Annotated in this window: 21 protein-coding genes; 13 read left to right on the top strand and 8 right to left on the bottom strand. The window is 71.9% G+C overall.

Translation table 11 applies throughout. The annotated features are described in order from the left end of the window. Positions 1 to 18: 18 nt before the first annotated feature. The 9 genes from IT780_RS33180 to IT780_RS33140 all read left to right on the top strand — a co-directional run bounded on the left by IT780_RS33180 (position 19) and on the right by IT780_RS33140 (position 8,404). The gene (locus IT780_RS33180) at positions 19 to 1,131 is read left to right on the top strand and encodes an alpha/beta fold hydrolase (protein ID WP_199515791.1); all 1,113 of its coding nucleotides are present in this window, start codon (positions 19 to 21) and stop codon (positions 1,129 to 1,131) included. Beyond that, positions 1,128 to 1,610 carry a tRNA (adenosine(37)-N6)-threonylcarbamoyltransferase complex ATPase subunit type 1 TsaE gene (gene tsaE, locus IT780_RS33175; RefSeq protein WP_199515790.1) on the top strand — a complete coding sequence of 161 codons (483 nt, stop codon included), beginning with the start codon at positions 1,128 to 1,130 and terminating at the stop codon, positions 1,608 to 1,610. The genes IT780_RS33180 and tsaE overlap by 4 nt, the downstream gene beginning before the upstream one ends. Positions 1,611 to 1,615: 5 nt before the next feature. After that, complete coding sequence (gene ung, locus IT780_RS33170) at positions 1,616 to 2,296, top strand: uracil-DNA glycosylase (protein WP_199515789.1); 681 nt, start codon at positions 1,616 to 1,618, stop codon at positions 2,294 to 2,296. Between the two features lie 195 nt (positions 2,297 to 2,491). Further along, positions 2,492 to 3,148: a tRNA (adenosine(37)-N6)-threonylcarbamoyltransferase complex dimerization subunit type 1 TsaB gene (tsaB, locus tag IT780_RS33165; protein WP_199515788.1), complete on the top strand. Its 657-nt coding sequence runs from the start codon at positions 2,492 to 2,494 to the stop codon at positions 3,146 to 3,148. Then, positions 3,148 to 3,576 (top strand): ribosomal protein S18-alanine N-acetyltransferase, encoded by a 429-nt coding sequence (gene rimI, locus IT780_RS33160; protein WP_199515787.1) that lies wholly within the window; start codon positions 3,148 to 3,150, stop codon positions 3,574 to 3,576. The genes tsaB and rimI overlap by 1 nt, the downstream gene beginning before the upstream one ends. Continuing rightward, the gene (gene tsaD / locus IT780_RS33155; RefSeq protein ID WP_199515786.1) at positions 3,569 to 4,621 is read left to right on the top strand and encodes a tRNA (adenosine(37)-N6)-threonylcarbamoyltransferase complex transferase subunit TsaD; all 1,053 of its coding nucleotides are present in this window, start codon (positions 3,569 to 3,571) and stop codon (positions 4,619 to 4,621) included. The genes rimI and tsaD overlap by 8 nt, the downstream gene beginning before the upstream one ends. Before the next feature lie 9 nt (positions 4,622 to 4,630). Then, the gene (locus IT780_RS33150) at positions 4,631 to 4,885 is read left to right on the top strand and encodes a hypothetical protein (protein WP_199515785.1); all 255 of its coding nucleotides are present in this window, start codon (positions 4,631 to 4,633) and stop codon (positions 4,883 to 4,885) included. 43 nt (positions 4,886 to 4,928) lie between these two features. Next, positions 4,929 to 6,620 carry an ABC transporter ATP-binding protein gene (locus IT780_RS33145; protein WP_199515784.1) on the top strand — a complete coding sequence of 564 codons (1,692 nt, stop codon included), beginning with the start codon at positions 4,929 to 4,931 and terminating at the stop codon, positions 6,618 to 6,620. Next, complete coding sequence (locus tag IT780_RS33140) at positions 6,617 to 8,404, top strand: ABC transporter ATP-binding protein (RefSeq protein WP_199515783.1); 1,788 nt, start codon at positions 6,617 to 6,619, stop codon at positions 8,402 to 8,404. The genes IT780_RS33145 and IT780_RS33140 overlap by 4 nt, the downstream gene beginning before the upstream one ends. Here IT780_RS33140 and IT780_RS33135 read toward each other — a convergent pair. The 7 genes from IT780_RS33135 to IT780_RS33105 form a co-directional block, all read right to left on the bottom strand. Continuing rightward, positions 8,364 to 8,624 carry a DUF1707 SHOCT-like domain-containing protein gene (locus IT780_RS33135; protein ID WP_199515890.1) on the bottom strand — a complete coding sequence of 87 codons (261 nt, stop codon included), beginning with the start codon at positions 8,622 to 8,624 and terminating at the stop codon, positions 8,364 to 8,366. The two genes, IT780_RS33140 and IT780_RS33135, sit on opposite strands and share 41 nt — an antisense overlap. Before the next feature lie 15 nt (positions 8,625 to 8,639). After that, on the bottom strand, positions 8,640 to 9,812 hold the full coding sequence (locus tag IT780_RS33130) for an ROK family transcriptional regulator (protein WP_199515782.1): 1,173 nt from the start codon (positions 9,810 to 9,812) through the stop codon (positions 8,640 to 8,642). Continuing rightward, entirely contained in the window at positions 9,809 to 11,053 is a 1,245-nt protein-coding gene (locus tag IT780_RS33125; protein WP_372443859.1) for a sugar ABC transporter permease, read from the bottom strand. Before IT780_RS33125 ends, IT780_RS33130 begins: the two co-directional genes overlap by 4 nt. A gap of 5 nt (positions 11,054 to 11,058) precedes the next feature. Beyond that, positions 11,059 to 11,871 carry an ATP-binding cassette domain-containing protein gene (locus IT780_RS33120; RefSeq protein WP_199515780.1) on the bottom strand — a complete coding sequence of 271 codons (813 nt, stop codon included), beginning with the start codon at positions 11,869 to 11,871 and terminating at the stop codon, positions 11,059 to 11,061. A gap of 78 nt (positions 11,872 to 11,949) precedes the next feature. Continuing rightward, positions 11,950 to 13,053 (bottom strand): sugar ABC transporter substrate-binding protein, encoded by a 1,104-nt coding sequence (locus IT780_RS33115; RefSeq protein ID WP_199515779.1) that lies wholly within the window; start codon positions 13,051 to 13,053, stop codon positions 11,950 to 11,952. 294 nt (positions 13,054 to 13,347) lie between these two features. Then, entirely contained in the window at positions 13,348 to 13,830 is a 483-nt protein-coding gene (ybaK, locus tag IT780_RS33110; RefSeq protein WP_199515778.1) for a Cys-tRNA(Pro) deacylase, read from the bottom strand. An 11-nt stretch (positions 13,831 to 13,841) separates the two neighbouring features. Continuing rightward, positions 13,842 to 15,008 carry a class I SAM-dependent methyltransferase gene (locus IT780_RS33105; RefSeq protein WP_199515777.1) on the bottom strand — a complete coding sequence of 389 codons (1,167 nt, stop codon included), beginning with the start codon at positions 15,006 to 15,008 and terminating at the stop codon, positions 13,842 to 13,844. 223 nt (positions 15,009 to 15,231) lie between these two features. Here IT780_RS33105 and groES point away from each other — a divergent pair, with 223 nt between their 5' ends. The 4 genes from groES to IT780_RS33085 all read left to right on the top strand — a co-directional run bounded on the left by groES (position 15,232) and on the right by IT780_RS33085 (position 19,578). Beyond that, a complete protein-coding gene (gene groES / locus IT780_RS33100) occupies positions 15,232 to 15,540 on the top strand; it encodes a co-chaperone GroES (RefSeq protein WP_015619077.1) in 309 nt (102 codons plus the stop codon). A 73-nt stretch (positions 15,541 to 15,613) separates the two neighbouring features. Further along, positions 15,614 to 17,263 carry a chaperonin GroEL gene (gene groL, locus IT780_RS33095; RefSeq protein ID WP_199515776.1) on the top strand — a complete coding sequence of 550 codons (1,650 nt, stop codon included), beginning with the start codon at positions 15,614 to 15,616 and terminating at the stop codon, positions 17,261 to 17,263. An 84-nt stretch (positions 17,264 to 17,347) separates the two neighbouring features. Further along, the gene (locus tag IT780_RS33090) at positions 17,348 to 17,959 is read left to right on the top strand and encodes a hypothetical protein (protein WP_199515775.1); all 612 of its coding nucleotides are present in this window, start codon (positions 17,348 to 17,350) and stop codon (positions 17,957 to 17,959) included. A 44-nt stretch (positions 17,960 to 18,003) separates the two neighbouring features. Beyond that, entirely contained in the window at positions 18,004 to 19,578 is a 1,575-nt protein-coding gene (locus IT780_RS33085) for a molybdopterin-dependent oxidoreductase (RefSeq protein WP_199515774.1), read from the top strand. A 1,182-nt stretch (positions 19,579 to 20,760) separates the two neighbouring features. On the opposite strand, the gene IT780_RS33080 is transcribed toward IT780_RS33085, so the two are convergent. Continuing rightward, complete coding sequence (locus tag IT780_RS33080) at positions 20,761 to 21,150, bottom strand: WhiB family transcriptional regulator (protein WP_189205310.1); 390 nt, start codon at positions 21,148 to 21,150, stop codon at positions 20,761 to 20,763. Positions 21,151 to 21,374 lie beyond the last annotated feature (224 nt).

Raw genomic sequence — 21,374 nt, 5'->3', positions numbered from 1 at the left:
GAACGCCGGGGAGGGCGGATGAGTCACGGTAAGGCGCACGGGCGGTCCTCGTCGCGGGCGGTCCTGTCGGGTCCGCACCGGCGGGCCAAGCAGGTCGGCATCGCCGGCGCCGTCATCGGTGTCGCCGCTGCCGGGCTGGCCACCGCGTTCGCCGTCGAGCGGGCTCTGGTGCGCCGGTCACAGGCCGCGCCCGGCGATCCGTACGCCGACGAGGGCTTCGGCGACCAGCCGTACGACAGCGAGCTCACCGTGACCGCCGCGGACGGCACCGACCTGCACGTCGAGATCGTGGAGCCGGAGCGGCCCGGCAAGCCGACGGTCGTGTTCGTGCACGGGTTCGCACTGGACATGGGCACGTTCTACTTCCAGCGGCAGGCGCTGACGGAGCTGGGCGAATACCGGCTCGTCTTCTACGACCAGCCCGGTCACGGCCGGTCCGGGCGCCTCGAGTCCGGCGACTACGACCTGGCCGCGCTCGGGAAGTCGCTCGCCGCCGTGCTGGACGAGACCGTGCCCGAGGGCGAGATCATCCTGGTCGGGCACTCGATGGGCGGCATGACGATCATGGCGTTCGCCGAGCAGTATCCGGAGTGGTTCGGCAACCGGGTCACCGGCGTGGTGCTCATGTCGACCTCCGCCGGGCTGGTCGACAAAACCAGGATCGGCGTGCAGTCCCTGGTCGCCCGGGCCAGCGCGCCGTTCTTCCCGCTGTGGGGCGGCGCCGCCCGGATCGGCGGTGCCTCGATCGACCGGGCGCGGGTCGCCTCGTCGGACCTCGCCTGGCTGCTCACCCGCCGGTACGGCTTCGGCGACGCCCGGCCCAGCCCGTCGTTGGTCACGTTCGTGGAGCACATGAACTCCCGGACGTCGGTCGAGACGCTCACCCGGTATCTGCGCACGCTGTACACGCACAACCGCTTCCCGGCGCTGTCCGCGCTGCGGGGCGTGCCGGTGCTGGTCGTGGTCGGCACGAAGGACTACCTCACGCCGGTGACCCACTCGGAGGAGATCCTCCGGCACCTCCCGGAGGCCGAGCTGCTGAAGGTGGAGAACACCGGGCACGTGGTGATGCTGGAGAAGGCCGACGAGGTCAACGAGGCCCTGATCGCCTTCCTGAAGAAGGTCTCGTGACGACCACCGGGATCCGGCTCGCCACCGTGGACGACACGCGCGACTTCGGCCGGCGCCTCGCCGGGCTGCTGCGCGCCGGCGACCTGTTGCTGCTCACCGGCCCGCTCGGCGCCGGCAAGACCGCGCTGGTGCAGGGCATCGGCGGGGGGCTGGGGGTGCTCGGCGACATCACCTCGCCGACGTTCGTCATCGCCCGGGTGCACCGGCCCGACCCGGCGCGGGGTGGCACGGTGCCGCTGGTGCACGCGGACGCGTACCGGCTGGGGGACGCCGCCGACCCGCGCGCCGAGATCGACGACCTCGACCTGGACGCGTCCGCCGAGGAGGCGGTCACCGTCGTCGAGTGGGGCGCCGGGCTTGTCGAGCAGCTGAACGACGAATACCTGGCGGTCCGCATCGACCGCCTCGACGACGACACCCGCGTGCTGGACCTGCTGCCGTACGGCGGCGACTGGGCCGACCGCCTCGAGAAACTGTGACGCCTGTGAACCTGCTTGAGCTGCTCCCGCCGGAATGGCGCGCCGAGCTCACCCCGCTCCTCGACCCGGCTGCCACGGAGGCGCTGGGTGCGTTCGTGGCGGACGAGTACGCCCGGCACACCGTGTACCCGCCGGTCGAGGACCTGTTCGCGGCGTACCGGCTGTGCCCGCCGGAACGGACCCGGGTGCTGCTGCTGGGGCAGGACCCGTACCACGGGCCGGGGCAGGCGCACGGGCTGAGCTTCAGCGTCCGCGACGGCGTCCGGGTGCCGCCGTCGCTGCGTAACGTCTACAAGGAGCTGGCCTCGGACGTCGGCGTCGCCCCGCCGGCGAGCGGCGACCTGACCGGGTGGGCGCGGCAGGGGGTGCTGCTGCTCAACGCGGTGCTGACCGTCCGCGCGGGAGCTGCCGCCTCGCACAAGAACAGGGGCTGGGAGGTCTTCACCGACGCCACGATCCGGGCGCTGAACGCGCGGGCCGAGCGGGTGGTCTTCCTGCTCTGGGGCTCGTACGCCCGCAAGAAGGCCGCCCTGGTGACCAACCCGGCGCACGTGGTGATCGAATCCGGTCATCCGAGCCCGCTCAACGGAGGCAAGGACTTCCTCGGCGCCCGCATGTTCAGCGCCACCAACAAGGCCCTCGCGGACGCCGGCCGCCCGCTGATCGACTGGGACCCGCGCGCCTGACGTCAGCCCGCGCCAGCGAGCCGCCGGCCGGCGGCGGCCGGGAGTCGGTGACGGCTGGGAGTCGGTGCCGGTCGGGAGTCGGTGCCGGTCGGGAGTCGGCGGCGGTCGGGAGTCGGCGGCGGTCGGGAGTCGGCGGCGGTCAATCGGGCGGGAAGGGTTCGCAGCGCCTCACTGCGCGGCGGCTAGTGTTTGGTGGTGCTCGTTCTCGCTCTTGACACCGCGACCCCCGCGGTCACCGCCGCGCTGGCCGAGGTCACCGACGGCGGTCTCAAAGGGCTGGGGGAACGGCGGACCGTCGACCCGCGGGCGCACGGCGAGCTGCTCGCGCCGCAGATCGGGCGGGTGCTTGCCGACGCCGGGGTGCGTCCGGCGGAGCTCGGCGCGATCGTGGCCGGCACCGGCCCCGGACCTTTCACCGGCTTGCGGGTGGGCCTGGCCACGGCGGCGAGCATGGGGCAGGCGCTGGGCATTCCCGCGTACGGGATCTGCTCGCTGGATGCGATCGGCCGGGCCGCCGGTCCCGGGCGGGTGCTGGTGGCGACCGACGCCCGGCGCCGGGAGGTGTACTTCGCCACCTATCTCGACGGTGTACGGGTGACAGCACCGGACGTGGCGAAGCCCGCCGACGTGCGGGTCGACGCGGACCGGGCCGTGGGCGAGGGCGCTGTGAAGTACAGCGAGGTGTTCGGCGTGCCGATCGACGACCGGGTGCTGTATCCGTCCGGGGAGGCGCTGATCGCGCTGGCGGCGGACGACATCCGGGCGAAGGCGGCCGCGGCCCCGCTGACCCCGCTGTATCTGCGCCGGCCCGATGCCGTCGCGGCCACCGAGCGGAAGCCCGTGCTGCCCTGATGGAGATCGTGCGGTTCCGGTGGTGGCACATCGCCGAGGTGCTGCCTCTCGAGGAGGACCTGTTCGGCGCCGAGAAGTGGTCGGCGGCCATGTTCTGGAACGAGCTGGCCCAGCGGCATTTCTACGTGGTCGCCGAGGAGGACGGCGGGGTGCTCGGCTACGCGGGTCTCTCCGTGACCGATGACACCGAGTCGTGGGTGCAGAACATCGCGGTGCGGCGGGACGCGCAGAAGCGGGGGATCGGGCGCCGGCTGCTGGAGACGTTGCTCGAGCGGGCCGGCGGCCGGAAGGTGCTGCTGGAGGTGGCTGTGGACAACGCGCCGGCCCAGCACCTGTACGCGACGTACGATTTCGAGCCCGTCGGGATCCGGCGCGGCTACTACCAGCCCAGCAACACGGACGCCTTGGTGATGATGCGCGATGCCTGACGAGCCTCTGGTCCTCGGGATCGAGACCTCCTGCGACGAGACCGGCGTCGGCATCGTGCGCGGGCACACGCTGCTGGCCGACGCGCTGGCTTCGAGCGTCGACCAGCATGCGCGGTTCGGCGGGGTCGTGCCGGAGGTCGCCAGCCGCGCCCACCTGGAGGCGATCGTCCCGACCATGCAGCGGGCGCTCGACGAGGCGGGCGTCACGCTCGCCGACGTCGACGCGATCGCCGTGACGGCCGGCCCGGGTCTCGCGGGCGCGCTCCTGGTCGGGGTCGCCGCCGCCAAGGGGTACGCGCTGGCAGCCGACAAGCCGATCTACGGGGTGAACCACCTCGCGGCGCACGTCGCGGTGGACACCCTGGAGCACGGGCCGCTGCCGGAGCCCGCCGTGGCGATGCTCGTGTCCGGCGGCCACTCGTCGTTGCTGCTGGTCGACGATCTGACCGCCGGCGTGACCCCGCTCGGCGCGACGATCGACGACGCGGCCGGCGAGGCGTTCGACAAGGTGGCCCGGCTGCTCGGCATGGGGTTCCCCGGCGGGCCGGTGATCGACCGTACGGCGCGTGACGGCGACCCGGGTGCGATCGCCTTCCCCCGCGGCCTCACCGCCCCGAAGGATCTGCTGCGCCACCGCTTCGACTTCTCGTTCTCCGGGTTGAAGACCGCCGTGGCGCGCTGGGTGGAGGCCCGCGAGCGCAGCGGTGAGCCGGTGCCGGTGGCCGACGTCGCCGCCGGGTTCCAGGAGGCGGTCTGCGACGTGCTGACCGCGAAGGCGCTGGACGCGTGCCGGGAGCACGGCGTCGAGACGCTGATCATCGGCGGCGGGGTGGCCGCCAACTCGCGGCTCCGGGTGCTGGCCGAGGAGCGTGCGGCCAAGCTGGGCATCCGGGTACGCGTACCGCGCCCGCAGCTGTGCACCGACAACGGCGCGATGGTGGCGGCGCTGGGCTCGCACCTGGTCGCGGCCGGCGTGGCCCCGAGCCGGCTGGACCTGCCGGCGGATTCGGCGATGTCATTGACCTCGGTCGCTGTGGCGGGGTAGGAAGCTCGCATGATCGCACGGATGTGGGAGGTACGCGCCTCGCGCGGCGGCTTCGACGAGCTGCTCAGCTGGGTCTGCGACCGGGAACTGCCCAAGCTGGAGGTGCTGCCCTCCCACGTGTCCAGCGAGGTCTTCTCCTCCACCGATCAGCGCATCGTGGTCATCTCCAAGTGGCGGAACACCCCCGGTGAGCTGCCCGCGCCGCCGCAACACCTGGTGGCCCGTTCGCCACACGTGTGGGATTTCACTCCGGTCGATAGATAACACTCTGGATCGTGACGGCAGCGTTACGTAACGTCGAGGGGCGATGCGTGAACTGCCCCCACCCGATCCGGGCTCCCCCGACGACCGGTCCGCCACCCGCTACCTGGGGTGGCTCGTCCGGCAGGCGTGGGTATCCGTCAGCGCCGCCGTCTTCTTCGCCGTCGTGTGGATGGTCTGCCAGGCCTTCACCCCCGCGGTGATCGGCAAGGCCATCGACGCCGGCCTGGCCCACCACGACGGCGGCCAGCTGCTGATCTGGAGCATGGTCCTGTTCGTCGTGGGCCTCGTGCAGGCCGGCGCCGGCCTGCTGCGCCACCGCCGGGCCGTCTACAACTGGCTGGCGTCGGCCTACCGTACGGTGCAGGTCGCCGTCCGGCAGGCGGGGTGGCTCGGGGTGGCCCTGCCGCGGCGGCTGGACGCGGGCGAGGTCGTCGCCATCGGTACGGCCGACATCACGCACATCGGCAACGCCGTCGACATCACCGCGCGCGGGGTCGGCTCGGTCGTCGCCGTCGTCACCGTCACCACGATCCTGCTGGTCACGTCGGTGCCGCTGGGCCTGGTCGTGGTGCTGGGCATCCCGCTGCTGATGGCCGTGGTCAGCGTGCTCATCCGGCCGCTGCACCACCGGCAGCAGGCCTACCGGGAACAGCAGGGGCGGCTCACCGGCCGGGCCACGGACATGGTCGGCGGCCTGCGGGTGCTGCGGGGCGTCGGCGGCGAGCCGGTCATGTCCCAGCGGTACCGCGCCGAGTCCCAGACGCTGCGCGCCGCGGGCGTCCGCGTCGCCCGGGTGGAGGCGCTGCTCCATGCGGCGCAGGTGCTGCTGCCGGGGACGTTCCTGGTGCTGGTCACGTGGCTCGGTGCCCGGTTCGCGATCTCCGGGAAGATCACGGTCGGTCAGCTCGTCTCCTTCTACGGGTACGCGGCGTTCCTCGTCTCGCCGCTGCGCCAGCTCACGGAGACGATCGACAAGCTGATCCGCGGGCACGTGTCCAGCCGCCGGGTCGTGTCGATGCTGCGGGTGCGTACGGATCTCCCCGGTCCCGCCCGGCCCCTGCCGATGCCCGAGCGCGGTGAGCTGGTCGACCCGGTGTCCGGTGTGGTCGTGCGGCCGGGGCTGGTCACGGCCATCGCCGCCGCGGTGCCCGCCGACGCCGTGGCCGTCGCGGACAGGCTCGGCCGCTACACCGCCTCGGGCGCGGGGACGACGCTGGGCGGCGTACCGCTGAAGGACCTGGACCCCGCGGCCGTGCGGGCGCGGATCGTCGTGGCCGACAACGACGCCCGGCTGTTCTCGGGGTCGCTGCGCGACGACCTGGACCCGGAGGCGACCGGCAGGGTCGCGGTGGCGCTGGAGGCCGCGTCGGCGACCGATGTCGTGGCGGCCCTGCCGGACGGCCTGGACAGTGAGGTCGCCGAGCGCGGCCGCAGCTTCTCCGGTGGTCAGCAGCAGCGGCTCCGGCTGGTCCGTGCGCTCGTCGCCGACCCGGAGATCCTCGTGCTGGTCGAGCCGACCAGCGCGGTGGACGCGCACACCGAGGCCCGCATCGCCGACCGGCTCGCGACGGCCCGCGCCGGTCGCACCACCGTCGTCTGCTCCACCAGCCCGCTGGTGCTGGACCGCGCCGACCACGTCGTCTACGTCGAGGACGGGACCGTGGTCGCCGAGGGAACCCATCGCGAGCTGCTGGACAGCAGCTTCGCCTATGCGAGGACGGTGCTGCGCGAGTGAGCAACGCGCTCCCGGTGGCGGATGACCGCCAGGTGCGCCGGTACGCCCGCGATCTGTTCCGCCGGCATCCGCGCGCCCTGCTGACCGCCGTCGTCCTGCATGCGGTCGCCGCGATCGCGGGCCTGGTCGGCCCGCGGCTGTTCGGCGATCTTGTCGAATCGATTCAGCACGGTGCGGGCGTGGGTACGGTCGACCGCATCGCGATCACCATCGCCGTCTTCGTCGTCACGCAGGCGGTGCTGGTGCGGTTCGCGTACCTGGCGTCGGCGCGGCTCGGGGAGCGGGTGCTGGCCGAGTTGCGGGAGGAGTTCGTCGACCGGGTGCTGACGATTCCGCTCTCCACGGTGGAGAAGGCGGGCACCGGTGACCTGCTGACCCGTACGTCGCGGGACGTCGACGCGCTGTCGAGGTGCCTGCGGTTCGCCGTGCCCGAGACGCTGATCGCCCTGATCACGGCTTGCCTCGCGGTGAGCGCTCTCATCCTGGTCAGCCCGCTGCTCGCGCTCCCGCTGCTGTTCGCCGTGCCGCTGCTGACCTGGTCCACGCGGTGGTACCTGCGCCGCGCGTCCGCCGGCTACCTGCGGCAGAACGCCGCTTACTCGCAGGTCACCGACGGTCTCGCGGAGACCGTCGAGGGGGCGCGCACCGTGGACGCCCTGCGCCGGCAGCGGCAGCGGATCGGGCGTACGGACGACGACCTGCGTAACTCCTGGGCCGCCGAGCGGTACACGCTGTATCTCAGGACGGTCTGGATGCCGTCGATCGAGGTCGGCTATGTGCTGCCCGTGGTCGGCACGCTGCTGCTGGGTGGCTGGTTCTATCTGGAGGGCTGGGTCGGGCTCGGCCAGGTCACCGCCGCCGTGCTGTACGCGCAGATGCTCGTCGACCCCATCGACCGGTTCCTCGGCTGGCTCGACGAGCTGCAGGTGGGGGCCGCGTCGCTCGCCCGGCTGCTCGGCGTCTCGTTCAGCACGGGGGCGCCCACGTCGCAGACCCCGGACGGCGCGGCGATCGTCGCCCGGGACGTGCGGTTCTCGTACGTGCCGGGGCGCGAGGTGCTGCACGGCATCTCGCTGACCATCGCACCGGGGGAGCGGCTGGCGATCGTGGGGCCGTCCGGCGCCGGCAAGTCCACGCTGGGCCGGCTGCTGGCCGGGGTGCACGCGCCCGGGCGCGGGTCGATCACCGTCGGCGGGGTCGCGCTGGCCGGGCTGCCCCTGGACCGGCTGCGCTCCGAGGTCGCCCTGGTCAGCCAGGAACACCACGTCTTCATCGGTACGCTGCGCGACAACATCGCCATGGTCCGGCCGGGCTCCTCCGCGGCCGACGTCCGGCAGGCGCTGGCCGCCGTGCACGCCCTGAAGTGGGCGGACCAGCTGCCCGACGGGCTGGACACGGTGGTCGGCACGGGCGGGGTGAGCCTGTCCGCCGCCCAGGCGCAGCAGGTGGCGCTGGCCCGGCTGGTGCTGGCCGACCCGCACACGCTGGTGCTCGACGAGGCGACGGCGATGCTGGACCCGCGGGCCGCCCGGGACCTGGAGCAGTCGCTGGCGGCGGTGCTGAAGGGGCGTACGGTCGTCGCGATCGCGCACCGGCTGTTCTCCGCCCACGACGCCGACCGGGTGGCGGTGGTGGAGGACGGGCGGATCACCGAGCTGGGTTCGCACGACGAGCTGGTCGCGGCGGGTGGCTCGTACGCGGCCCTGTGGGCGTCGTGGCACGGCACGCCACCGGTCGGTACGACTAGCGCAGCGCCAAGAACGCGCCCAGCAGAACCAGCGTGACGATCGCGACCGCGAGCAGCAGCAGGAACTCGCGCTGCTGCCGTTCTTCCGCCTGCTCCGCGGGCAGGTCGCTGACCACGGCGGCGAGCTCGTCCAGCGTGCGGGCGTCGGCCACCACCCCGACCCGTTCGGTGAACTCGTCAAGCGTCAGCCGGCCGGCGCCGGTGTGCCGTTCGAGCGCGGCCATCACCCGCTGCCGATCCTCGTCGGACGCACGCATGCTCACGGCCGCACCTTACAACAGCGGATCCGCCAGCAGCCGTTCGAAAGCGAGCTCCGCCGCCCCGATGAGCGCCGCGTCCCGGCCCAGCTCGGGCGTGCGCAGCCGGATGTCCTCGCGGCAGGCCGGCAGCGCCACCTCGGTGAGCTTGGAGCGGATCTGCGCCGCCGCCACCAGGTACAGGTCGCGCAGCGTACCGCCGAAGATCACCGCTTCCGGGTTGAAGATGTTGACCAGGTTGCCGACGCCCAGGCCGAGCCATTCGCCGACGTGCCGGACCGCCTGCTGGGCCACCCAGTCGCCGCGCATCGCCGCCTCGACCACGCCGAGCACCGCTTCGCGGCCGCTGCGGTCACCCCGGCCGGCCAGTCTGAGCAGCGGGTACTCGCCGATCTCGGTCTCCCAGCAGCCACGCGAACCGCAGCTGCACGGCCGGCCCCGCGGGTTGACCACCATGTGGCCCACCTCGCCGCCGTAGCCGCCGTGGCCGGTGATGGGCCGGCCGCCCGCGATGATGCCCGCGCCGACGCCGACGTCGCCGTACAGGTAGATGACGTTGTCCCGCCCGGCCGCCGCGCCGCGGCTGTGCTCGACCAGCGCGGACACGTCGGCGATGTTGCCGACGGTCACCGGGCCGACGTCGCCGATCTCCTCGACGAGGGCTTCCCCGACGGGTTCGTCCTTCCAGCCGATCGTGGGCGCGAGGCGGACCATGCCGTCCGCGCGGCGCACCATGCCGGCGATGGCGAGTCCGACGCCGACGCAGCGGGAGCCGTCCGGCACGTCGTTCAGCTCGTGGATGAAGCCGGCGAGCGGCTTGACGGCGTCGACCACCTGCATGCCGCGGGGCCGGGGCGCCTCCCGCCGGTCCAGGATCATGCCGCCGAGCCCGACCCGGGCCGCGCGCAGCCGGTCGACCTCGATGTTGAGCGCGTACGCGTAGACCTTGGACGACTCGGGCCGGACGACCAGTGAGGGTCGCCCGGCCCGGCCGGTGTCGCGTTGGGTCTTCTCGGAGACCAGCCCGGCGGCGGTGAGGTCCGCCGTCAGCGCTCCGATGGTGCTGCGGTTGAGGCCGAGCCGGGTGGTGAGTTCGGCGCGGGACGTAGCCCCATGAACGTGAACATAACGGAGCAACGTGCCCAGGTTGTGCCGGCGTACCTCTTCCTGGCTCGGTCCCGCCCTCATCGGTTTCCGGTGGCGGCCGCCCTGCGGCGGGAGAGCGCGTCGACGCTGGCGGCGAGCAGCAGGATCAGGCCGGTGACCACGAACTTCGTGCCGGCGCTGTACCCCATCAGGCCCATGCCGTTGTCGATCACGGCGATGACCGCGCCGCCGATGATCGCGTCCAGCACCCGGCCCTTGCCGCCGAAGAGGCTGGTGCCGCCGATGACCGCGGCACCGACCGCGTACAGCAGGACGTTGCTGCCGCCGGAGTTCGGGTCGACCGAGTTGGCCCGGCTGGCGGCGACGATGCCGCCGATCGAGGCCATGAACGAGCCGATCACGAACACCGAGATGCGGATCCGGTCGACCGGGATGCCGGCCCGGCGCGCGGCCTCCTTGTTGCCGCCGACCGCGTAGACGTGCCGGCCGTACGTGGTGCGTCCCAGCACGAACGTCCAGACGATCAGCACCACCGCGATGATCGGGGCGACGATCGGTACGCCCTTCACCGAAATGATCAACGGGTTGATGCTGCGCTCCTGGGTCAGCACGGCGACCGCCGCCAGCAGCAGTACGGCCAGCGCCGCGATCCGTGCCAGCACGATACCCATCGGGTCGGTCACCAGCCCGCGCGCGGCCCGCCCTCGCAGCCGCATGAACTGCACGGCGGCGTACCCGACGATCGCGATGATCGCCAGCACCCAGCTCAGCCCCACCGACATGTTGTCGTTGGCGAGCGAAAGGACGAACTTGTCACGGATCGAGATGTTCTTGCCGCCGCTGAGCAGCACCAGGAGGATGCCCTGGAAGGCGAGGAACGCGGCGAGCGTGACCACGAACGACGGGATCCCGACCTTCGACACCAGGAAACCCAGCACGAAGCCGATGACCAGGCCGGTCACCAGGGAGACCGGGATGGCGCTGTACCAGTCCCAGCCGTGGTCGGTGAGCAGGATCGCCATGACCGCGCCGCAGACGCCGCTGGCGAAGCCGGCCGAGAGGTCGATCTCGCCCAGCAGCAGGACGAACACCAGGCCCATCGCGATGAAGATGACCGCCGCGCCCTGGGAGAAGAGGTTGGCGAAGTTGACCGCGCTGAAGAAGGTCGGGCGGGCGGTGCCGAAGATCAGGCAGAGCACGATGAGGCCCAGGATGGCGGGCAGGCTGCCGATGTCGCCGCCGCGTACCCGGCCCCAGTAGTCGTGCAGGTGGCTGGCCACCGTCGGCTTGGCCACCTGGACCGGGCCACTGGACGTGGTCATGGTTGTCATAGGTCGGCTCCCGGGGGCGTGAGGTCGGCGAAGCCGGCGGCGGCCGGCTTCTCGGGCGGCAGGCCGAGGTTCCCGCTGCGGCCGGCCGTGATCAGCTCGACCACCTGGGCGTGCGTGACGTCGCTGGTCTTGACCTGGGCCGCCATCCGGCCGAGGTAGAGCGCGGCGATGCGGTCGGAGACGGCGAACACGTCGTTCATGTTGTGCGAGATGAGCACCACGCCGAGACCGTTGTCGGCGAGGCGGCGGACCAGCTCGAGGACCTGGGCGGTCTGGGCCACGCCGAGGGCGGCGGTGGGCTCGTCGAGGATCACCACGCGGCTGTTCCAGAGCACGGCCTTGGCGATCGCCACGGTCTGCCGCTGGCCGCCGGAGAGGCTGGCCACGAGCTGCCGCAGGGATTTCACCGTACGCACCGAGAGGCTGGCGAGGGTGTCGCCGGCCATCTGTTCCATGGTCGGCTCGTCGAGGACGATGCCGCGTACCTTCTCCCGTCCGAGGAACATGTTCTGGACGATGTCGAGGTTGTCGCAGAGCGCGAGGTCCTGGTAGACGACCTCGATGCCCAGCGACGCGGCGTCGCGCGGGGTGTGGATCGCCACCTGGTTGCCGTCGAACGTGACCGTGCCGGCGTCCATGGTGTAGATCCCGCTGACGCACTTGACCAGGGTCGACTTGCCGGCGCCGTTGTCGCCGACGAGCGCGGTGACCTCGCCGGGGTAGACGCTGAGTCCGACGTCGTGCAGGACCTGGACGGGACCGAAACTCTTGTCGATCCCGCGCAGCTCCAGAAGAGGTGTCGCGGCCACGAATACTCCTTCTCGATGCGGCGCCGCCCACGCCCGGCCAGGCGTGGGCGGCTCCGGTGATTCAGCGTCCTACCGCGGTCAGCTGACCCCGTTGTCCGTGCAGAGCTTGGCGAAGTCGCCGGTGCACAGCTGATCCTTCGTCACGAAGCCGTCCGCCACGACGTCCTTGACGTTCTCCTTGTAGATGGCCTTCGGGGTGAGCAGCACCGAGGGCACGTCCTGGCCCGACTCCGGGTCCTTGATGCTCTGGGTGACCGACTTCTTCTCACCCTTGGCGAGCGAGATGGCGAGGTCGGCGGCGGCGTCGGCCTCCTGCTTGATCGCCTTGTAGACCGTCATGCACTGGTCGCCGGCGAGGATGTTCTGCAGACCCTGGACGGTGGCGTCCTGGCCGGTGACCGGCACCTTGCCGTTCAGCTTGTTCTTCTTGAGCACCGAGACGACCGCGTTGCCGAGGCCGTCGTTGGCCGCGAGCACGCCCTTGATGTCCTTCTTCTGGGTCAGCATCTGCTCGAAGATCGTGCCGGCCTGCGCGTTGTCCCAGTCGGGTACGGACTGGTCCGGACCCTTCACGTAGTCGCCCGAGTCGTACTTGGGCTTGAGGACCGAGTCGTAGCCCTCCTTGAACAGGGTGGCGTTGTTGTCGGTGGGGGAGCCGTTGAGCTCGGCCACCACCGGCTTGGTCGCCTTCATGTCGGTCAGGCACTTGACCAGGCCCTCGCCCTGCAGCTTGCCGACCGCGACGTTGTCGAAGCTGACGTAGTACTGGGCGCCACCGTTGAGGGTGAGCCGGTCGTAGTCGATCGTGGCGACACCGGCGCTCTTGGCCTTGTCCAGCACGGCCTTGCCGGTACCGGAGTCCAGGTTGACGATCATGAGCACCTTGACGCCGCTGGAGATCATGCCGTCGGCGATGGTCTGGAACTGGCTCTTGTCGCCCTGCGCGTTCTGGATGTCGACCTGGACGCCGGCCGCGTCGAACGCCGCCTTCAGGAACTTCGGGTCGTCCGAACCCCACCGCTGCGAGCTGGCGGTGTCGGGCAGGATCACGCCCACCTTGCCGATCGACGACCCGCTCGTGCCGCTGTTGCCGGCATCGTCACCACTGTCGCCGCCGCAGGCGGCCATGCTGCCGGTGGCCAGCAGACCCGCCGCGGCAAGAGCGAACATTCCCTTACGCATTCCTCGTGTCCTCTCGGATCAATCCGGATCTTGCCTCGGATTCCCTGGCGCGCGTAACGGGGATTGCCGCTCGGGTGCGGTTCTTGTGTGTCGGGCAACGCTTTCCCGTCGCGCGGTGCAGCACGACCGGCTCGGTCCAGCGATCACGCGGACCCGGGGAGCCGGTCGCGGAAGTTGCTCCACACCGCGACGCTAGGTCACATCTGGACCCGAAATCGGCGGTTCTCCGGAGAAAGATCCGTTTTGCCCGTAACGGTGGCGTAACGATCACGGGGAGCCAGGAAGTATCGCTAGCTATGTCCGAATTCGAGCCGTTGTGGCGTCCGTCAGCCGGATCAGATCGGTCGGCGCCAGCGAGACCTGCAGGCCCCGGCGGCCCGCCGAGACGTACATCCGGTCCAGCCCGGTCGCCGAGTCGTCGATCACCGTCGGGAGCCGCTTGCGCTGCCCGAGCGGGCTGATGCCGCCGCGGACATAGCCGCTGCTGCGCTCCGCCGCCGCCCGGTCGGCGAGCGCGGCCCGCTTGCCGCCGGCAGCACCGGCCAGGGCCTTCAGATCCAGCTCCCCGGTCACCGGTACGACGGCCACGGTCAGCGCGCCGTCCACCTCGGCGATCAGGGTCTTGAAGAGCGACTCCGGGGGTACGCCCAGCGCCTCGGCCACCAGCGCCCCGTAGTTCGGCGCGTCCGGCGAGACGTCGTACGGGTGCAGCTCGTGCGCCACCTTCTGCGCCGACAGCAGTACGGTCGCCGGGGTCCCGGCCGCCTTCTTAGCCACGATCACGGAGGTTAACGGCACAGCAGGACGGTCGGCGCGCCAGCCACCCGCGTCAGCACCAGAGACGCCGCGGCGCTCCCGTTGAGCCGGAGATCCCGGCGGAGCTGCTCGGGCTCCAGCGCGGAACCCCGCTTGCGGATCTCGAGCCGGCCCACGCCACGCTCGCGCAGCAGGGCCCGCAGCCGCTTGAGCGAGAACGGCATCACGTCGGTGATCTCCAAGCGGCGCGCGTACGCGGTGTCCACGGGCGCGTCGGTGTGGACGTACGCGATGTCCGGGTCCGCCAGGCGCCCGCCGACCACGGCCGCGAACTCGGCGACGAGGTGCGAGCGGACGACGGCCGGATCCGGGTCGTACAGGAAACGCCCGACCGGCCCCACCGGCGCCGCCTCGACGCCCGAGCCGTGCAGCATCCCGCCCGACGGCACCAAGCTCGCCCGGCGAGCAAATTCGGCGAGCGGCCCGCACCAGAACGCCGCCTCGACCAGGTCGCCGTCGACGCTGACCCACTCACCCTCGGCGCCCGGCGGCAGCAGCGCGTGGTCGATGCCGGGCGCGAGCTTCAGCACGGTCCGGGGTACCCGTTGCGGCAGGGCGGCGATGAAGTCCCACGGCGGCGACCATGCCTGGGGGTCCATGAGCCGTCCCCGCCCCGCGCGGCGGCGAGCCGGGTCGGCGAACACCGCGTCGAACCGCTCCACGCGGACGCTCGTCGCGTCGGCGCACTCCACGGTCACGAGGTCCGCGAGGCCGGCCGCCTCGGCGTTGGCGCGGGCCACCGCGGCGGTCAACGGGTCCGCGTCGACCGCGTACACCCGGATGCCCTGACGGGCCGCGGCGAGGGCGTCCGAGCCCAGCCCGCACCCCAGATCGGCGAGGCTGGCGACGCCCGCGGCGCGCAGCCGCGCGGCGCGGCGATCGGCGACCACCGCGCGGGTCGCCTGCTCGAAGCCGGCCCGGGTGAAGAACATCGCCGCCGCGCCGGCGCCGAACTTGCCCACCGCACGTCTGCGCAGGTCGGTCTGGGTCAGCGCGGCGGCGGCGAGCGGGGCGGGCACGCCACGCGAGCGCAGGGCCGAGGCCGCTGCGAGGGGATCACCGCCGGCCACCTCGGCCGCGGCGGCCAGGGCGGCCGACCCTTCCGGGGTACGCAGGGCAGCGAGCAGTTCCAGGTCCACGACGGGTCATTCTGCCGTGTTGGCACTCTCCTTGACGGAGTGCTAGTTCCGGCATAATCTCCGGTTAGCACTCTCAACCCGAGGGTGCCAGCGCGCGGCCCGCTCCGGGGCGCGTGCTTGCGCCAGGCGGACCGGCACCCGCGACGACGGCCCCGCCCGGTGGCATGAGGCATCAGATCGGCCGATGCAGGCCGGCGAAACCTGTACCCAGGAGGGTATGCCCGTGACTACCGCGACCAAGGTTGCGATCAAGCCGCTCGAGGACCGGATCGTGGTCCAGGCGAACGAGGCTGAGACGACCACGGCGTCGGGCATCGTGATCCCCGACACCGCCAAGGAGAAGCCGCAGGAGGGCACCGTCCTCGCTGTGGGCCCGGGCCGCATCGACGACAAGGGCAACCGCATCCCGGTTGACGTCAAGGTCGGCGAGACGGTCCTCTACTCGAAGTACGGCGGCACCGAGGTCAAGTACGCCGGCGAGGAGTACCTGGTGCTCTCCGCCCGCGACGTCCTCGCGGTCATCGAGAAGTGACCTACTGACAGTGCTTGCCGCCCTGGCCCGACACACCTCGGGTCAGGGCGGTGGTGCGTGAAGGGACCTACACATGGCGAAGATCCTCAGTTTCTCTGACGACGCCCGGCACCTGCTGGAGCACGGCGTCAACACGCTCGCCGACACGGTCAAGGTCACCCTCGGCCCGCGCGGCCGCAACGTCGTCCTGGACAAGAAGTTCGGCGCGCCCACGATCACCAACGACGGCGTCACCATCGCCAAGGAGATCGACCTCAAGGACCCGTACGAGAACCTCGGCGCGCAGCTGGTCAAGGAGGTGGCGACGAAGACCAACGACGTCGCCGGCGACGGGACCACCACCGCGACCGTGCTCGCCCAGGCCCTCGTGCGCGAAGGCCTGCGCAACGTGACCGCCGGCGCCAACCCCATCGCGCTCAAGCGCGGCATGGACCTGGCCGCCGAGGCCATCTCCAAGGCGCTGCTCGGCAAGGCGGTCGAGGTGTCCGACCACAAGTCGGTCGCCAACGTCGCCACCATCTCCGCCCAGGACGCCACGATCGGCGAGCTCATCGCCGAGGCGATGGACCGGGTCGGCCGCGACGGCGTCATCACCGTCGAAGAGGGCTCCGCGCTCAGCACCGAGCTCGTCGTCACCGAGGGTCTGCAGTTCGACAAGGGCTTCATCTCCCCGAACTTCGTGACCGACGCCGAGGCGCAGGAGGCCGTGCTCGAGGACGCGTACATCCTCATCACGACCCAGAAGATCTCCAGCGTCGAGGAGCTCCTCCCGCTGCTGGAGAAGGTGCTGCAGACCAGCAAGCCGCTGCTCATCATCGCCGAGGACGTCGAGGGCCAGGCCCTGTCCACCCTCGTGGTGAACGCGCTGCGCAAGACCTTCAAGGTCGCCGCGGTCAAGGCCCCCGGCTTCGGGGACCGGCGCAAGGCGATGCTGCAGGACATGGCCATCGCCACGGGCGGCGAGCTCATCGCCCCCGAGCTCGGCTACAAGCTCGACCAGGTCACCGTCGACATGCTCGGCACCGCGCGCCGCGTCGTGGTCGACAAGGAGAACACGACCATCGTCGACGGCGGCGGCAAGAAGTCCGAGATCGAGGACCGCGTCTCGCAGATCCGCAAGGAGATCGAGGCCTCGGACTCCGACTGGGACCGCGAGAAGCTCTCCGAGCGGCTGGCCAAGCTCTCCGGCGGCATCGCCGTCATCCAGGCCGGCGCCGCGACCGAGGTCGAGATGAAGGAGCGCAAGCACCGCATCGAGGACGCCATCGCGGCGACCAAGGCCGCGGTCGAGGAGGGCACGGTGCCCGGCGGCGGCGCCGCCCTGGCGCAGATCGTGTCCGCGCTCGACGGCGACCTCGGCCTCACCGGCGAAGAGGCCATCGGCGTCTCGATCGTCCGCAAGGCGCTCGTCGAGCCGCTGCGCTGGATCGCGCAGAACGCCGGCCACGACGGCTACGTCGTGGTGGGCAAGGTGGCCGAGCTCGGCTGGGGCCACGGCCTCAACGCGGCCACCGACGAGTACGTCGACCTCGCCGCCGCCGGCATCATCGACCCGGTCAAGGTGACCCGCAACGCGGTCTCCAACGCTGTGTCGATCGCCGCGCTGCTGCTGACCACGGAGAGCCTCGTGGTCGAGAAGCCGGCCGAGCCGGAGGCCCACGCGGGCGGTGGCCACGGCCACAGCCACGGCGGCCACGGCCACCAGCACGGCCCGGGCTTCTGATCCGTACCGTTCCGGCAAGGGCGCGTCGCTTCCGCGGCGCGCCCTTCTCGTGTGTGATGCAAGCTCCGGGGGAAAGGTGCGCCGATGATCGTCGTCGTGGAGGGGCCCAGCGCGGCCGGCAAGACCTCCTGGTGCCGCCGGTACGTCGGCAGATACGTCCCCGAACACACCCCGACGGGCCGCGAACCGGTCGACGCCATGGCGCTCGCCCGGCACTGGGTTCGGGCGGGCATCCAGCGCTGGGAGACCGCACTCGAGCACGAACGCGCCGACGGGATCGCGTACTGCGACACCGACCCTGTGAAGCTGCACTACGCGTGGGGGATGGCGGCGCTCGGGCTCGCACCCCGGTCCCGCTTCGACCGCGAGCTCGTCGTCACGCGGGAGGCCTTCCGGACCGGGCGGCTGGGGTTTGCTGACGCCGTACTCGTAGGTCTGCCCGACACGGCCACCCTGCAGCGCCGTCGCGATGGTGACGACACCCGCCGCCGGCGCAATTTCGCCGCTCACGTGCAGCTGAGGGAGCCGCTGCAGCAGTGGTACGCGGCGCTGGAGAGCTTGTCGCCCGGACGGGTGATCTGGGAGCTGCCGGTCGAGGGGGTGCCGAAGCTGCCGGAGCCCCGGACGGAGCGGTGCGATCTGGCCCTGCTCGACGCGCTCGTGGCGGCGCTGCCGCCCCTGGCCCCACCGTCATGACTTTGTAAGAGGCGTTCCCGCGCTGCCGGGGCAGGATTGGGGGCGTGAAGCTTTCCGTTCGGGCCGGGCTGGCCGGGATCGCGGCCGCGGCGGTTGCGCTCGGCATCGCGGAGATCGTCGCCGTCGTCACCGGGCCGCTCTCCTCGCCGCTGCTCGCGGTCGGCGGCGTGGTCGTCGACACCGTGCCGGGCACCGTCAAGGACGCCGCCATCGCGGTCTTCGGCACGCACGACAAGACCGCCCTCATCGCCGGCACGATGATCCTGCTCGCGCTCTACGCCGCAGCGGTCGGCGTCGTCGCGCTCCGGTCGTGGAGCCTCGCCCTGGCCGGCGTCGTGCTGTTCACCGGCGTCGGCACGGCCGCGGCCCTGACCCGCCACGACGCCGGGATCGTCGCCGCCCTGCCGTCCATCGCGGCCGGCGTCGCCGCGATGGTGGCGCTGCGTTACCTGGTCACGCTCGCCGTCGCGGCCTCCCCGGCCGAGACCCGCTCGCTCGTGACGGTCGGCGGCGAGGGCGGCGCCATCGCGGAGACCCGTCCCTCCACCCCGTTCCCGGACGACAGCCGCCGCCGCTTCCTCATCGGCCTCGGCGTCACGGCGGGCATCGCGGTGGTGGGCGGCGTCGGCGGCCGCTTCCTCACGTCCCGGCGCGCGGTCACCGCCGCCCGCAACGCCGTCGTGCTACCCCCGCCCGTGGCGACCGCACCGACGGTTCCGGCGGGTGCCCAGGTCCCGGGCGTCACCGCGTACGTGACCTCGAACAAGGACTTCTACCGCATCGACACCGCGCTGTACCCGCCGCAGATCGACCCGTCGACGTGGGAACTGCGCATCCACGGCATGGTTCGCAACCCCATCACGCTGACGTGGGAGCAGCTGCTGCAGCGGCCCATGGTGTCCCGCTACGTCACGCTCGCCTGCGTCTCCAACGAGGTCGGCGGCGACCTCATAGGAAACGCGTTGTGGCTCGGCGTCCCCGTCAAGGACCTGCTGGAGGAAGCCCAGCCCCTGCCCGACGCCGACCAGACGGTGTCCCGCTCGGCCGACGGCTGGACCTGCGGCACGCCCACCTCCGTCCTCCGCGACGGCCGCGACGCGCTGCTCGCGATCGGCATGAACGGCGAACCCCTCCCGGTCGGCCACGGCTTCCCGGTCCGCATGGTGGTCCCCGGCCTGTACGGCTACGTCTCCGCCTGCAAATGGATCACGGAGATCGAGCTGACCCGCTTCGCCGACTTCGACGCCTACTGGGTCCCACGCGGCTGGTCGGCCCTGGGTCCCATCAAGACCGAGTCCCGCATCGACACGCCCCGCAACGGCGCCAAGCGCAAACAGGGCCCCGTGATGATCGGCGGCGTCGCGTGGGCCCAGCACCGCGGCATCACCCGCGTCGAGATCCAGGTCGACGCGAACCCGTGGCAGAAGGCCAAGCTCGCACCAGCTGTCTCCGCCGACACGTGGGTCCAGTGGTCGTACGAATGGCAGGCCACGCCGGGCGACCACACCATCCAGGTCCGGGCCACCGACAGCGAGGGCGAGACCCAGCCCAGCACCCCGGCCCCGCCACCCCCGAACGGCGCCACAGGCTGGCACTCGATCCGCATCTCCATCGACTGACCACCGCCCTCCCTCCCGGCCGTCGCCGGTGGTGGGGCCTGCCGGCCGAGCGGCCGCGCGCTGGGGGCTCGCGCGGGACGCCTTCCCGCCCGCCGTGCTCGCACGGGCTGCTTTAGCGGCTGCCGTGCTCGCACGGGCTGCTTTAGCGGCTGCCGTGCTCGCACGGGTGCTTTCGCGCCTGCCGTGGTCGCGCCGCCCCCTCGGCGCCGGGCGCTCGCGTTCGGCCGCGCACCGATCTAGCCGATGAACGTGTCCGGCCAGCGGCGCTGAGCCTGCCACCCTCGACCGGTTCCGGCGGCGTCTGCTGCGTGCGGCGCGCTCGCCGCTTGGGCCGCGCCTTGGCGTGGGCCGCGCTTGCCGTTTCCGCCGCGCTTGCCGCCTGCGCCGCCTCTTAGCTGGCGCCGCGCCGACTGCTGGCGCCGCTCGCCGATTGCGCCGCACTGGCGCTGCTCGCTGCCTGCGCCGCACGGGCCGCTTGCGCTTCGCCGTGCCTGCGCCGCACGCGCCGCTTGCCGCGCACGCGCCGCTCGCGCCGCGCGCTTGCCCCGTGGCGCGCGCTTGCCCCGTGGCGCGCGCTTGCCCCGCGCCGCGCGCTTGCCCCGTGGCGCGCGCTCGCCCGCCCCGCGCGCTCGCCCCGCGCCGCGCGCGACTTCCGGCGAAAGCCCTGCCCGTCGGCCGGCCCGCGAGCCGCGCCCGCCCCCCAACAGGGCCGTGACAGCCCTTCCGCACAGCGCAACCCACCCCGACCCCGTCACGATGTCCGCGCCGTGCGGCTTGCGCGTTCCGTAACCCTGTGCTAGCTGACTGCTTTCGTCCAGCTTCCCGCCTGACCCGCCGTCAGCCGCTCACCGACCCTCGACGCCCGCCGCATGCTGCGGTCGTACCGTCTCGAGCCAACGGCCGCGCAGGTCACGAAGAGGGATCCGAACCGGCCGACCGGCACCACCGCGGCTGTCCGGCAAACGCGGGATGGCATCCGCGGGCGGCTATGACCACGGTCCCCGGGCGGTGGAATCGTGTCACGCGGAAGACGCACTCTTCGTCCGACGTCAAGGGCAAGTTCGCTCATACGGTGGCTTGCATGTTCACCGATGCGACTGACAAGCCGCCGACGACGCCGGCGCGGCTTCCCGCAGGAGGCCGCGCCGTCAGGTGTGTTGTCGTGCCGCGTCTGTGGCGGCGTCAGGCTGCCGGTGCCTGCCGCTGTGCCGGCACCGTGGACTTGTGGGGCCGGCCGAGGCGGGCCTCGAGCCGGGCAAGGTCGACCCGTCCGTGATGGCGATCGGCAAGGTCCTCCCAGCCGACTGCGAGCAGCCGCAGCCGCTCCGCTTCGCTGAAGCCTCCCCAGACGCCGTACGGCTCACGGACCGCCAGAGCATGGGCGGCGCATTCGGCCCGGACCGGGCAGGCGCCGCACATCGCCTTGGCCTTCGCCTCGCGGCGGTTGCGGGACGATCCGCGCTCGCCGTCGGGGTGGAAGAACTGAGCGCTGTCCCGCCCTCTGCACAGGCCGAGTCGCTGCCAATCCCAAAGGTCGGCGATGGGCCCGGGCAGTCTGCGAACGTTCGACATCAACACCCTCCTCCCGCGCGGCACCGCGGAGTGTTCTCATGAGGGGCCTGGCTCAGGCCTGTCGCCCGTGTACCCCGGCGAACGCCGGATCACACACGAGTTGTCGATGTCTTCGTCGGCCGTATCTCACCGGTGCCGAAAACCGTTCCGATGTTTCCCATTTTTTCCATCTAAAGCGCGTAATGCTGCGGCCCTCGCGTGATCTCCTCTGAGAGAGAAGGAGG

Origin of the sequence: Nucisporomicrobium flavum (genome assembly GCF_016464385.1) — a bacterium.
Taxonomy (GTDB): Bacteria; Actinomycetota; Actinomycetes; order Mycobacteriales; family Micromonosporaceae; genus Actinoplanes; species Actinoplanes flavus_A.
The sequence above is the reverse complement of the archived record's forward strand: the minus strand, read 5'-3'. Positions and strand labels throughout refer to the sequence as shown.

Coding starts and splice junctions, on each gene's coding strand:
- IT780_RS33180 (WP_199515791.1), top strand. CDS start 19: ATGAGTCACGGTAAGGCGCACGGGCGGTCCTCGTCGCGGGCGGTCCTG.
- rimI (WP_199515787.1), top strand. CDS start 3,148: ATGGAGATCGTGCGGTTCCGGTGGTGGCACATCGCCGAGGTGCTGCCT.
- tsaD (WP_199515786.1), top strand. CDS start 3,569: ATGCCTGACGAGCCTCTGGTCCTCGGGATCGAGACCTCCTGCGACGAG.
- IT780_RS33150 (WP_199515785.1), top strand. CDS start 4,631: ATGATCGCACGGATGTGGGAGGTACGCGCCTCGCGCGGCGGCTTCGAC.
- IT780_RS33145 (WP_199515784.1), top strand. CDS start 4,929: ATGCGTGAACTGCCCCCACCCGATCCGGGCTCCCCCGACGACCGGTCC.
- IT780_RS33135 (WP_199515890.1), bottom strand. CDS start 8,624: ATGCGTGCGTCCGACGAGGATCGGCAGCGGGTGATGGCCGCGCTCGAA.
- IT780_RS33130 (WP_199515782.1), bottom strand. CDS start 9,812: ATGAGGGCGGGACCGAGCCAGGAAGAGGTACGCCGGCACAACCTGGGC.
- IT780_RS33125 (WP_372443859.1), bottom strand. CDS start 11,053: ATGACCACGTCCAGTGGCCCGGTCCAGGTGGCCAAGCCGACGGTGGCC.
- IT780_RS33115 (WP_199515779.1), bottom strand. CDS start 13,053: ATGCGTAAGGGAATGTTCGCTCTTGCCGCGGCGGGTCTGCTGGCCACC.
- groL (WP_199515776.1), top strand. CDS start 15,614: ATGGCGAAGATCCTCAGTTTCTCTGACGACGCCCGGCACCTGCTGGAG.
- IT780_RS33090 (WP_199515775.1), top strand. CDS start 17,348: ATGATCGTCGTCGTGGAGGGGCCCAGCGCGGCCGGCAAGACCTCCTGG.
- IT780_RS33080 (WP_189205310.1), bottom strand. CDS start 21,150: ATGTCGAACGTTCGCAGACTGCCCGGGCCCATCGCCGACCTTTGGGAT.